Source organism: Aeromonas sp. A35_P (assembly GCF_002259925.1).
GTDB classification, from domain to species: domain Bacteria; phylum Pseudomonadota; class Gammaproteobacteria; order Enterobacterales; family Aeromonadaceae; genus Aeromonas; species Aeromonas dhakensis.
Window position 1 is genome coordinate 7,878 of record NZ_NEVB01000045.1, and the last position, 10,550, is coordinate 18,427.

The 10,550-nt window shown below is 61.9% G+C and carries 10 protein-coding genes and 1 pseudogene; 6 read left to right on the forward strand and 5 right to left on the reverse strand.

All coding sequences use genetic code 11. The annotated features are described in order from the left end of the window. A pseudogene (locus tag CAK78_RS04095) lies at window positions 1-430 on the forward strand (short-chain dehydrogenase); the annotation flags it as partial. A 90-nt stretch (window positions 431-520) separates the two neighbouring features. Beyond that, window positions 521-1,540, forward strand: a complete 1,020-nt coding sequence (ltaE, locus tag CAK78_RS04100; protein WP_094696453.1) for a low-specificity L-threonine aldolase — start codon at window positions 521-523, stop codon at window positions 1,538-1,540. Window positions 1,541-1,600: 60 nt separating this feature from the next. On the opposite strand, the gene CAK78_RS04105 is transcribed toward ltaE, so the two are convergent. The 4 genes from CAK78_RS04105 to CAK78_RS04120 form a co-directional block, all read right to left on the reverse strand. After that, window positions 1,601-2,032 carry a PAS domain-containing protein gene (locus CAK78_RS04105; protein WP_176452657.1) on the reverse strand — a complete coding sequence of 144 codons (432 nt, stop codon included), beginning with the start codon at window positions 2,030-2,032 and terminating at the stop codon, window positions 1,601-1,603. An 8-nt stretch (window positions 2,033-2,040) separates the two neighbouring features. Further along, a complete protein-coding gene (locus CAK78_RS04110) occupies window positions 2,041-3,075 on the reverse strand; it encodes a response regulator (RefSeq protein ID WP_094696455.1) in 1,035 nt (344 codons plus the stop codon). A gap of 54 nt (window positions 3,076-3,129) precedes the next feature. Continuing rightward, window positions 3,130-4,068: a LysR family transcriptional regulator gene (locus CAK78_RS04115; RefSeq protein WP_094696456.1), complete on the reverse strand. Its 939-nt coding sequence runs from the start codon at window positions 4,066-4,068 to the stop codon at window positions 3,130-3,132. A gap of 73 nt (window positions 4,069-4,141) precedes the next feature. Continuing rightward, complete coding sequence (locus tag CAK78_RS04120) at window positions 4,142-4,843, reverse strand: DUF2982 domain-containing protein (RefSeq protein ID WP_017787272.1); 702 nt, start codon at window positions 4,841-4,843, stop codon at window positions 4,142-4,144. Between the two features lie 165 nt (window positions 4,844-5,008). On the opposite strand from CAK78_RS04120, the gene CAK78_RS04125 reads away from it, so the two are divergent. From CAK78_RS04125 to CAK78_RS04140, 4 genes are all read left to right on the forward strand, one after another. Next, window positions 5,009-6,946: a putative bifunctional diguanylate cyclase/phosphodiesterase gene (locus CAK78_RS04125; RefSeq protein WP_176452659.1), complete on the forward strand. Its 1,938-nt coding sequence runs from the start codon at window positions 5,009-5,011 to the stop codon at window positions 6,944-6,946. Window positions 6,947-7,032: 86 nt separating this feature from the next. Beyond that, window positions 7,033-7,758 (forward strand): oxygen-insensitive NADPH nitroreductase, encoded by a 726-nt coding sequence (gene nfsA / locus CAK78_RS04130; protein ID WP_094696457.1) that lies wholly within the window; start codon window positions 7,033-7,035, stop codon window positions 7,756-7,758. 187 nt (window positions 7,759-7,945) lie between these two features. Then, on the forward strand, window positions 7,946-8,710 hold the full coding sequence (locus CAK78_RS04135; protein WP_094696458.1) for a DNA repair protein: 765 nt from the start codon (window positions 7,946-7,948) through the stop codon (window positions 8,708-8,710). Then, window positions 8,704-9,258, forward strand: a complete 555-nt coding sequence (locus CAK78_RS04140) for a VOC family protein (protein WP_176452658.1) — start codon at window positions 8,704-8,706, stop codon at window positions 9,256-9,258. Before CAK78_RS04135 ends, CAK78_RS04140 begins: the two co-directional genes overlap by 7 nt. A gap of 46 nt (window positions 9,259-9,304) precedes the next feature. On the opposite strand, the gene CAK78_RS04145 is transcribed toward CAK78_RS04140, so the two are convergent. Then, window positions 9,305-10,513 carry an MFS transporter gene (locus CAK78_RS04145; RefSeq protein WP_094696459.1) on the reverse strand — a complete coding sequence of 403 codons (1,209 nt, stop codon included), beginning with the start codon at window positions 10,511-10,513 and terminating at the stop codon, window positions 9,305-9,307. Between the last annotated feature and the right edge of the window lie 37 nt (window positions 10,514-10,550).

Below are 10,550 nucleotides of genomic sequence, written 5' to 3' on the forward strand. Positions count from 1 at the left end.
CCCCAGGTGGCTGTGCGACAGCCTGCTGGCCAATGCTTGGCCGCACCTGGCTCTGGCCGCCTGTCTGAGCCGCCGCATGACGCCGGATGCCCGGCTCTGGCTCTGCACTCTCTCCGATCTGGCCGGCAGCCTCGGCGCCAACGAGACGGGCAGCCGTTACAGCTACCGGATGAGCAAGGCGGCGCTCAACATGGGGGCGAAAACGCTGGCCCACGAGTGGCGTGAACGTTTTCCCGCCGCCGGGGTGATCACCGTCCATCCCGGGCTGATGGATACCCCCATGAATCAGCCCTTCCTGCATGAGCTGGCGACCGAGACCCTGCAGGATCCGGCGCAGGTGGCGCCGCGTCTGCTTGATCTTCTCAACCAGTTGTCGCCGGCCCAGTCCGGCAGCTTCCTCGACCTGCAGGGCCAGCCGCTGCCCTGGTAAGCCGTCACCGGCTTCACATTCCGGAAACGGTCCGCTTGCCAAGCCTGCCATGGCTGGCTAACGTCATGCTCCTGCTTCAGGAGGGATGTCATGCGCTATATCGATTTACGAAGTGATACGGTCACCCAGCCCACGGATGCCATGCGCCAGAGCATGCTGCATGCGGAGGTGGGGGATGATGTCTACGGGGAAGATCCCGGCGTCAATGCACTGGAGGCCCGCGGGGCCGAGTTGCTGGGCAAGGAGGCCGCGCTGTTTGTCCCTTCCGGCACCATGTCCAACCTGCTGGCGGTGATGAGTCACTGTCAGCGGGGGGAGGGCGCCATCGTGGGTCAAGGGGCCCACATCTATCGCTATGAGGCCCAGGGGAGCGCCGTGCTGGGCTCGGTCGCGCTGCAGGCAATCCCTATGCAGGCTGACGGTTCGCTGGCGGTGGCCGATGTGGCGGCGGCCATTGCCCCTGACGATGCCCATTTTGTGCAGACCCGGCTGGTCTGCCTCGAAAACACCCACAATGGCAAGGTACTGCCGCTTCACTACCTGCAGGCGATGCGCGAGTTCGTCGACGAGCGCGCTCTGCAGCTGCATCTGGACGGGGCACGCCTGTTCAACGCCGCCGTGGCGAGCGGTCACGGGGTACACGAACTGGCCGCGCCCTTTGACAGCATCTCCATCTGCCTCTCCAAGGGGTTGGGGGCGCCGGTGGGGTCGCTGCTGGTGGGCTCTCGTGCCTTCATTGCCCGCGCCAGACGGCTGCGCAAGATGCTGGGGGGCGGCATGCGTCAGGCAGGGATCCTGGCCCAGGCCGGTTTGTTTGCCCTCGAACAGCACGTCGCCCGCCTGGCGGACGATCATCGTCGTGCGAGGAGCCTGGCCGAAGGGTTGGCTGCCTTGCCCGGCATCACCCTGGATCTGGCCCAGGTGCAGACCAACATGGTCTTCCTGCAGCTGGCAAAAGAGCAGAGCGGCCCCCTGCTCGCCTTTATGAAGGAGCGGGGGATCCTCTTCTCCGGTTACGGCGAGATGCGGCTGGTGACCCATCTGCAGATCACCGATGACGACATCGACGAGGTGATCGACGCCTTCACCGAGTACCTCGGGGCCCGCTGAGCGCCTCACAACAAAACAGGGCGCCTTGGCGCCCTGTTTTCATTGTGCTGCGAAGAGTCTTCATCCCTGGCGCTGGCCGCTCATCAGCATGGCTTCGTCGGTGGCGTCATAGATCATCACGGCGATGTGGGTCACCTGGCCGCCGAAGTCGGCCAGCGGCACCAGGGTCAGGTTCTGGAACATGTGGGGGGCAGAGCCCGTGATGGGGCGGTAGTTGGAGAAGCGCAGCAGATAGGGTTTCTGTTCCCAGGTGCTGAAGGCGCGGTTGTTGAGCTTGAACACCATGTTGGCCTTGCGCTCGAACCAGGTGCGGTCCACATCGGGGAAGAGATCGAACAGCACCCCGTCGCGCACCTCGCTGGCCAGCCGGCCGCTGTGGCTCTCCATGAAGCCGTTCCACACCTGCACCTTGTACTCCTTGTCGAGCACCACCAGCCCCACGTCCAGGTTCTGGACTATGTTCATCAGCCAATGAAATTCACGGATTTCCATGGTCACTCCTAGAGCATGTGCATGATTTTGTTGTTCATGGTGGCGATGGAATCTTCGGTAAACAGCAGCAGCAGATCGCACTGCACCGCGTAATCCTGGACCCGGTAGTTGATCTCGATGGCCAGTGTACGGCGCCAGCGACTCTTGTTGGTATTGATGAGCTCGTTGATGGGCCTGTGCTGGCCGAGTACCACGGGGTGACCTTGGCTGAAGGGGGTATCGAGCTGGCTGGCGTAGCCGCGCAGGAAGGCGCCGATCAGCACGTTGGCGGTGTCCATCAAGAGCTCCAGCTCGGCGTTGCGATCCAGCGTCCCCTGATGGTTCATCAGCCGGGCCAGATCCTTGAAGCTGGAGTCGTGAAACAGGATCAGGGCCTCGCCGGCGATGCCGGCGCCGATGAAGCCCTGGCAGACGGCGGAGAGGGTGTCCGAGTCGGCGGCGGCCGAGAGGGCCATGTGCAGCTCGGATACCTCCAGCACGTTGACGTTGGGGATGGGCAGCACCACGAAGGCGTTGAGCAGGCGGGCGAGCAGATCGGCAGCCTGACCCATGGAGACGTTGGCAAGCTCCTGATAGGCATCACGCACTTCGGGGCTTACCTTGATGCCGGTATCGACGCTGCCGGCATCGACCACCGCCTGAGCGGCGGGGCTGGCGGCTTCCGGTACGGCGCTGCCCTTGGCCTGCCACAGATCATGCTGCTTCAGCAGGGCGCTGAGGGTCTCCGGTGCGGCCGGTTTCTTGATGAAATCGAGCGCCCCCAGCCCCATCACCCGCTGATAGGCTTCCGGCTGGATGTCGCCGGAGACCACGATCACCTTGTTGCGCAGCCCTTCGCGCTTGAGGGTCTCCAGTACGCCGTAGCCGTCCAGCTCCGGCATGGTCAGATCCAGAAAGATCAGATCCCCATGCCCCATCAGGACCTGCTCTATCCCTTCCAGCCCGTTGCCGGCGTAGTGGAGCGTCACGTCCCAGTCGGCGGGGAGGGCGCGGGCCAGCTGTTTACGGGCGAATCCTGAGTCATCACATATCAATACATTCATAGTGTTAGGCCGGCTTGGTCAACGAGGATTGCTATAAGTGTGGCCCGCCAACGGTCAGATGCAATGAGACAGGCTGGTCGCCGGTGAAAATTGGTTGTCCCACTGCAGGCTCCGGTAGCGTGCTGAATATTTTTCAACAAAATCAGCGAACATCTTAACACGCAACGGGGCAAACTGAGGCTGGCAACGCAACATGTAGAAGGGACGGTTGCCGGTTTTCCAGTCGGGCAGCACCGCGACCAGCTGCTCATCCTGCAGGAAGGGGTGTACGTAGTGGAGCGGGGCGTTGACGATCCCCAGGTGCCGTCTGGCCGCGCGAACCGCGGCCTGGGTCTGGTTGACGGTCAGTTTGGCGGTGCGCTTGATCTGCACCGTCTGCTCCTCCCGGTCGGTCAACTGCCAGTGCTGATGGGGCCAGCAGTAGATGAGCGCATGCTCCTCCAGCTGGCCCGGATGGGCCGGTGTGCCCATTTTCTCCAGATAGAGGGGGGAGGCAAACAGGCCGTATTCGATGTGACCGAGGCAGAGCGCATTGGGCAGGGACTGGGGGAGCTCGCCGTTGAAAAACACCAGATCCCGATCGTTGTCGAACAGGTGTTGATGATCGTTGGTCTGGGTGATGTCGAACTGCACTTCGGGGTAGCGCAGGCCAAAGTCCGCCAGCATGTCGACCAGGATGGTGTTGGAGAGGGCGATGGGGGCCGCCAGGCGGATCACGCCGTTGAGGTCGGCCTCTTTGCCCTGGATCTCGCCGGTGGCCTGCTCGATTTCACCGAGCGGAGTGCACAGGCGCTCGTAGTAGCGCAGTCCTTCATCGGTCAGGCGGAGTTTGCGGGTGGATCTGTGTAGCAAGGAGCAGCCGAGCTGCTCTTCCAGCTGAGAAATACGTCGACTGATGGTGCCGGTGGGCATGCCCAGTGCGGCGGCCGCGTGGGAGAAGCCTCCCTCTTGTACCACCTTGACGAACAGATAGAACTCTTCGATGTACTTCATAAGCGGTGTTCTGGGTGTAACAAGGCAGTGACCTTAAGAAGTGCGGCCAGCCTTGGCAAGCTCAATCCGGCGTTTAATTGATCTGGATTAGATTCGACTCCCGCTGATACTGGTGCAAAAGCCGGACAAATTCGGCCGGATCCCGATCCAGGCTGTTGTCCGGCACCAGCAGATCGTAGCCGAGCAGATCGCGCAGCCGGGTCATGCGGTTGGCCAGCATGGCGATCACCCCTTCATAGCGTTGACCGGAGGGGGAGCGAAAGTGACTCTCCTCCAGCAAGCCTTCCCCCTGAAAAGGGTCGCCGCAGCCCCCGCCGATGCATTCGGGTTGCTCACTGCGCAGTACCTGCAACAGGACGCCGCGCTGCTCGGTCAGCAGGCGCACTGCCAATCTGGGTGTGATCAATGTCAAAAAATCGTCGTAATCTTTGATCTTCAAACCTATGTAGGGCAGGGGGACCAGATCCCAGCCCAGATGAATGCGTGGCTGGTCGATTCGCTGAATATTTCTCCATTTCAGGATCCAACCGCCGTATTTGTGGTGATATTGCAGACAATCGTGACAGAGCGACAGGCTGAAATGGGGTTCGACCAGCTTCAATGAGCCGATAAAGATCATCATCAGACCTGCCAACAGGCCGGAGACGGGGGGGATTAGTGGTTGTTCACCGAGTAAAAAAAGTATAAAAATCATAGCAATGCTTACTATGATGCCCAACAATACCAACGTGAGTCCGTTTTTTCTGACCATGGGTTTCACATGTAGCGTTTTCATATGAAGTCAGCCCCTTGCGCATGCTTGTTTCCATTATGGGCTGGATCCGATTTTGTACCAGCATCGGTTGCCCGGGAGGGCTCTCCGCCGCTGGGTTTCCCAGTGATCACATACCATGAATCACCATATTAGATGAATACGCTAGACGAACGGTTATTGAACGGGATGGATGTGCTGCATACCCCTATCTGGGTGTATGACATCCGGCATCACCACATCTATTGGGCCAATCGCGCCGCCCTGAAGGTGTGGGAAGCGAGCTCGCTGGACGAGCTGCAGTCGCGGGATTTCTCGGCCGACATGGCACAGGCCATCGATCTGCTGTTGCAGCGCTACCTCGGGGATTTCCAGCAGGGGCGCAGCTACAGCGAGTGGTGGACCCTCTCCCCCAAGGGAGTCAAGAAACAGATTTATCTGCGCCTCTCCGGCATCCAGCTGGCGGGGCGGCTGATGATGATGACCGAGGCGGTCATCGATGCCGACACCCTCTATCAGGAGTCGTCACTAGCCACCGGCGACACCCTGGCCTGCCTGTTTGACAACCAGGGGCGGCTCGAGAGCGGCAATCACCACTTCGAGATGTGCTTCGGCGATGAGGTACATCATCTCTCCCAGCTCTTCTCCGGCAATGACGATGCCTTCTATCAGAAGCTCTCCCGCCTCGATGAGGTGGTGGCTGAGGGGGAGTGCCGCACCCTCAAGGGGATGCGCTGGTTTCAGTACCAGTTTCGCCACATCCAGCAGGGGGCCCGGATCCTGCTCACCATGCGCGACATCACCGACCGCAAGCTGGAGGAGCTGGAGCATCGCCACCTGGCCTGGCACGACTCGTTGACCGGGCTGCTCAACCGCTATGGGCTGATGAAATCGCTGGAGGCCTACTGCGGGCTGGGCGGGCGCTTTGCCCTGGTGTTCATGGACCTGGACAACTTCAAGCTGGTCAACGACAACTACGGCCACAAGGCCGGTGACCGGCTGCTGGAGCGGGTCGCCGGCCGGCTAAAACAGATCTGTCCGCGCGATGTGGAGCTGGCCCGGCTCGGTGGTGACGAATTTACCGCGCTGGTACCGCTCAGCCACTCCAGCGATCGGGCGCAGGAGGTGGCTGATCTCATGCTCTCCCAGATGACCAAGCCGTTGCAGCTGAGCGGGGTGCCCGAGGTGACCATCGGTGGCAGCATCGGCATCGCCATCTATCCGGATGATGCGGACGATGGCGACAACCTCATCACCCGCGCCGACATGGCCATGTATCAGGCCAAGCAGATGGGGCGGCTGCGCTGGCAGCGTTTCACCCCCAGCATGCAGCAGACCCTGCATCGCAAGCTGACCCTGAAGCAGTTCCTGGCCAAGGCCATCGGACGGGGGGAGCTCAGCCTCTGCTACCAGCCCCAGGTGGATGTGGCAAAAGGCCGGTTGCTTGGGTACGAGGCGCTGCTGCGCTGGCACAATCCTGTATTGGGTCATGTCTCGCCGGTGGAATTCATCCCGCTGGCGGAAGAGATGGGGCTCATTCGCGAGATAGGCGGCTGGGTGCTGTCGACGGCGCTGGCCCAGATGGCCCACTGGCAGAAGGAGTGGCGGGTGAGCGTGCCGGTGTCGGTCAATCTCTCCGGCTTTCAGCTCTCGTCCTCCCTGCCGGAGCTGGTGGCCCAGCAGCTCAAGGAGTTTGGTGTGGATGCCGGCCTGCTGACGCTGGAGCTGACCGAGACGGTATTGATGCTGGACATGAAGGGGTGCATCGAGATCCTCGATGGCCTGAGCGAGCAGGGGATCAAGATTGCCATCGATGACTTCGGCACCGGCTACTCGTCGCTGGCCTATCTCAACCGGCTGCCCATCGATACCATCAAGCTGGATCGCTCCTTCGTGGTGGGGCTCAACCTGCCGGTGATCCGGGCCACCGTCGCCATGGCCACCAGCCTGGGCCTTGGCATCATGGCCGAAGGGGTGGAGGACGAACACGAACTGGCCGCCCTGCGCACTCAGGGCTGCCATGTGTTTCAGGGATTCTTGTTCAGCAAGCCGATGTCGGTGGCGCAGGTGGAAGAGAGTGGCTTCGTGGTCAGCTGCAAGGCGGGCAACTATCCGCTGGCCGGTTAGCCGGTCGTGCTGTGACGCGAGCGCGGGGGGCCTTGGGCCCCCCGCTGTTTTTGGGTAGAGTGTGGGCTTCTTCATATGGAGGCAACATGAACCCGACTCTCGACCTTATTCTTGCCCATCGCTCCATTCGTCAATTCACCGCCGAGCCCATCAGCGAGGCCCAACTAGACCAGATCCTGAGTGCGGCCCAGGCCGCCTCCAGCTCCAGCTTTCTGCAGGCCAACAGCATCATCCGGGTGACCGACAAGGCCCTGCGCAGCCAGCTTGCCGAACTGGCGGGGCATCAGGCCTATGTGGCCCAGGCGGCCGAGTTCCTGCTCTTTTGCGCCGATTATCATCGCCACTGCGAGGTGGTACCGGATGCCCAGACCGGCTTTGTCGAGCAGTTGCTGATCGGCTCCATCGACGGCGCCCTGATGGCCCAGAATGCCCTGCTGGCAGCCCAATCCATGGGGCTTGGTGGTGTCTACATCGGCGGGATCCGCAACAATCCGGCTGCGGTGAGCGAGGCGGTGGGTCTGCCGCATCAGGTGATCCCGCTGTTCGGTCTCTGTCTCGGCCATCCGGCTCAGGCGCCTGAGCAAAAACCCCGCTTGCCCCGCGCCCTGGTGGTGCATGAAAACCGCTATCAGGCCGAACTGGATCGGGAGCTGCTTGCCGGCTATGACCGGCAGATCGAGGCTTATTACCAGTCCCGCAGCAGCAACAACAAGCAGCAGAGCTGGAGCGGCCAGATCCGGGGCATCCTTGGCAAGGAGGCGCGGCCCTTCATGCAGGATTTCCTGCGATCCCGGGGCTTCAACCTCAAGTAATGAGCCCGATAGGCGATACTAAGGGGTAATGGCGGTGTCGCCAGCGCCGCGTGATCCCGGTTTTCCCCCGTGTTTGTGCCCACCTTGCGGCACAAATCGGGGGCAAGCCTTGCGGTGCGGACTACCTTAACTAGGTAAGCTGTTGTAGGATCACGCAATTGAATTGGGACAGGAGTTTGGACTTCCTATGATTTTAACCTTGGTATTGCTGTCGATTGGCGCACTCCTGTTTCTGGTCATCGCCTATAACGTGATGCAGCAATATAAGCAGAAGGCAGAGGCCGACAAGCGTCACGCCATCGCTCGCTACAAGTCGGTGGTGGATGAAACCGAAGAGATGCTGCTCAACGTCAACCTGGTGCCCTTCTCCAAGAACATAGTGCTGCTGTTGCAGCACCGGATCCTCGATGCCTATCGCGCCATCGCCCTGGTGATGCCCAATGCCCAGATCAAGCAGCGCATTGTCGACGTGCAGAGCCAGATCAAGAACGTGCAGGAGAACTACAGCAGCCAGGATGAGGGACATTTCAAGACCCCCGAATCGGATCGTCAGGCCATCCAGATGTTGCAGCTGGTCAAGAAGATGCGGGCCGTGCTGCGGGTCGAGCACAACAAGGGCAAGATAGATCCGCAGGGCTTTGCCCAGGAGGATCGCCGCCTTGAGCTGATGCAGCTCAAGGTCAACATCGCCAACCTGGTGAAGCGGGCCATGGATGCCCAGATCCAGGGGCAATACGGCACCTGTCGCCAGCTCTACACCAAGGGGCTTTCCGCCCTGGCCAGCGTCGCGGATAAAGATCCCTACCTGATGGCGCGGGAAGAGGACATGCGGCAGGGGCTGGCCGGCCTCGATGCCCATCTGCAGGAGCACAGCGAAAAAGAGCTGCAAAGCATCAAGGACAAAGAGGCGGACGAACTGGACGTCTTGTTCCAACCCAAGAAGAAATGGTGATCATGTCACATCCACTCGATACCACACTGGGGCCGATGGCCCCATTTGTTTGCCAGCTGTTGACCGAGCTGGACGCCCTCGCCATCCATCCCGCCGCCATCGAGGTCGACCACCTCTGCTATCGGGCCGCCACCCTGGTGGAGTACCAGACCCTGAAGGGGCTGCTGGCAACCCATGGCGACCTGCTGGTGGAGGGGATGATCGGCGGACGGCCCATCGCCACCTACCGCCTGCATCAACCGGTGCCCCATAACCACGGCATCGTGCCCTGCATCGAGCTGGCGGCGCCCAAACCCGGTCGCAGCCATCAGGCCGGGCTGGAACATATCGAGCTGGTGGTGCCTTCGCTGGATGCCTTGCTGGCGGCTCATCCCGAGGTGGCCTTCAAGACCGGAAACCTGCGCGATGAGCGCAATCCCGACGTGGCGGTGATGCTGGCCTCTGGGCAGATCAAATTCCATCTGCGCACCTTGGCCGAGGTGATCGAGGAAGAGGTGGCGAGCGGCGCCGTGGTGCCGGTGCCTGCCGGGTACTACGACCAGGCTTGATGAGACGGGGCCGCTTGACTGGCCCCGTCTGATATCAGGAATGGCATCAGGGATGACAGATGCGGGGGCGGGCGGGGCGCCCCTTCAAATGGCCGAGCCAGAGGCTCAATCCCGCCGTGATGACCAGTACCAGCTCGATGCCGAGCACCAATCCCCCGAGTCCTCCCTGCTCCCAGAAGGGGTGCAAATAAAGCCCCCCCAGACTAGCCCCCAGATAGTAACCCACCAGATAGAGCGATGAGGCGAGCGCCCGGTTGTGCTCCACGTGCTGGCCGACCCAGGCGCTGGCACAGGCGTGGGCCAGAAAAAAGCCGAAACTCGAGATGAGCAGGCCTGAAAGGATGGCGCCGAGCGAGCCGCCCAGCAGCAGGGCACTGCCGAGTGCCATCAGCGCTATGCCGACCAGCAACAGGCGCTGTGCCCCCCAGCGATGGGCACCGCGCCCGCTGAGGGAGGAGGCCACCGTCCCCGACAGATAGGTCAGAAACAACATGCCGAGCCACTGGGTCGGCATGGAGAAGGGGGGGCTGGCGAGCAGGAAGGTGAGGTAGCTGTATTGGTTCAGAAACACCATGAAGTTGAGGCCGCCGATGAGATAGGCCCCCACCAGCAGCGGGTTGCCGAGGTGGCCGGCGATGGCCTGGCGAAACTGGCCCGGCTTGGCGATGACGGGCACGAAACGGGTCTGGGCCGGCAGCAGCCAGATGACGAGGGGCAGCAGCGCCAGGCTGATGAGGCCGATACCGAGAAAGGTGTGTGGCCAGTCGCTAAACCAGCCGGCCAGCAGGCCGCCGACCACTCGACCGGCGATGCCCCCCAGCGAGTTGGCGGCGATGTAGACCCCGACGGCGGAGAGCAGGGCCCGTTTGCTGAACTCTTCCCCCATGTAGGCGATGGCGGTGGCGGGCAGCCCCGCCAGCAGCACACCCTGCAGGATCCGCAGCAGCAGCAGCTGTTCAAACTGGCTGACCTGGCTGATGAGCAGGGAGATCAGGATGGCGCCGGTCAGGCTCCACAACATGATCCGGCGCCGACCGAAGCGATCCGCCAGCCGGGCGCAGACGAGCAGCGAGACGGCGAGCCCTGCGGTGCAGCCGGCCAGAGTCCAGCCGGCCGACAGCGAGCTGACGGAAAACACCTCGGCCAGCAGCGGCAGCAGGGGGTGGGTCTGATAGAGATTGAGAAACACCAGGAAGGAGCCCAGGCTGAGGGCCAGGGTGGCGCGGATCCATTCACGACTACCGACTTCGATCATATGCAATTGTCCTGACAGCTTTGTTGCAGGTTAGTGT

Excerpts from the sequence above, each read along its gene's own strand:
- CAK78_RS04110 (WP_094696455.1), bottom strand. The coding sequence starts at position 3,075 with ATGAATGTATTGATATGTGATGACTCAGGATTCGCCCGTAAACAGCTG.
- CAK78_RS04115 (WP_094696456.1), bottom strand. The coding sequence starts at position 4,068 with ATGAAGTACATCGAAGAGTTCTATCTGTTCGTCAAGGTGGTACAAGAG.
- CAK78_RS04145 (WP_094696459.1), bottom strand. The coding sequence starts at position 10,513 with ATGATCGAAGTCGGTAGTCGTGAATGGATCCGCGCCACCCTGGCCCTC.
- CAK78_RS04140 (WP_176452658.1), top strand. The coding sequence starts at position 8,704 with ATGGTGATCATGTCACATCCACTCGATACCACACTGGGGCCGATGGCC.
- CAK78_RS04120 (WP_017787272.1), bottom strand. The coding sequence starts at position 4,843 with ATGAAAACGCTACATGTGAAACCCATGGTCAGAAAAAACGGACTCACG.
- nfsA (WP_094696457.1), top strand. The coding sequence starts at position 7,033 with ATGAACCCGACTCTCGACCTTATTCTTGCCCATCGCTCCATTCGTCAA.
- ltaE (WP_094696453.1), top strand. The coding sequence starts at position 521 with ATGCGCTATATCGATTTACGAAGTGATACGGTCACCCAGCCCACGGAT.
- CAK78_RS04135 (WP_094696458.1), top strand. The coding sequence starts at position 7,946 with ATGATTTTAACCTTGGTATTGCTGTCGATTGGCGCACTCCTGTTTCTG.
- CAK78_RS04105 (WP_176452657.1), bottom strand. The coding sequence starts at position 2,032 with ATGGAAATCCGTGAATTTCATTGGCTGATGAACATAGTCCAGAACCTG.
- CAK78_RS04125 (WP_176452659.1), top strand. The coding sequence starts at position 5,009 with ATGGATGTGCTGCATACCCCTATCTGGGTGTATGACATCCGGCATCAC.